General features: G+C 56.1%; 1 protein-coding gene and 1 pseudogene. One reads left to right on the top strand and one right to left on the bottom strand.

All coding sequences use genetic code 11. The features are described from left to right. Positions 1 to 402, bottom strand: a pseudogene (locus IE166_RS20530) (IS6-like element IS26 family transposase); the annotation flags it as partial. On the opposite strand from IE166_RS20530, the gene IE166_RS20595 reads away from it, so the two are divergent. After that, positions 403 to 595, top strand: a 193-nt coding sequence (locus IE166_RS20595; RefSeq protein WP_210313012.1) for a hypothetical protein, incomplete at its 3' end; no start/stop codon positions are given.

Below are 595 nucleotides of genomic sequence, written 5' to 3'. Positions count from 1 at the left end.
GAATCGCGGGATCTGCCACTTCTTCACGTTGTTGAGGATTTTACCCAGAAACCGGTATGCAGCTTTGCTGTTACGACGGGAGGAGAGATAAAAATCGACAGTGCGGCCCCGGCTGTCGACGGCCCGGTACAGATACGCCCAGCGGCCATTGACCTTCACGTAGGTTTCATCCATGTGCCACGGGCAAAGATCGGAAGGGTTACGCCAGTACCAGCGCAGCCGTTTTTCCATTTCAGGCGCATAACGCTGAACCCAGCGGTAAATCGTGGAGTGATCGACATTCACTCCGCGTTCAGCCAGCATCTCCTGCAGCTCACGGTAACTGATGCCGTATTTGCAGTACCAGCGTACGGCCCACAGAATGATGTCACGCTGAAAATGCCGGCCTTTGAATGGGTTCATGTGCAGCTCCATCAGCAAAAGGGGATGATAAGTTTATCACCACCGACTATTTGCAACAGTGCCCGGGAAACTGCGCTGCCGGAGAGTGTGCTGCGTGAACCACAACGGGAGCGGGAAGCGGTCCGGGAGGTTGCCCGGGAAAACCAGCTGCAGGAGCGTCTGCAGCAGATGGAGCGGGATATGGTCCGTGACC

Source organism: Tianweitania populi (genome assembly GCF_014652875.1).
GTDB lineage: Bacteria > Pseudomonadota > Alphaproteobacteria > Rhizobiales > Rhizobiaceae > Tianweitania > Tianweitania populi.
The sequence above is the reverse complement of the archived record's forward strand: the minus strand, read 5'-3'. Positions and strand labels throughout refer to the sequence as shown.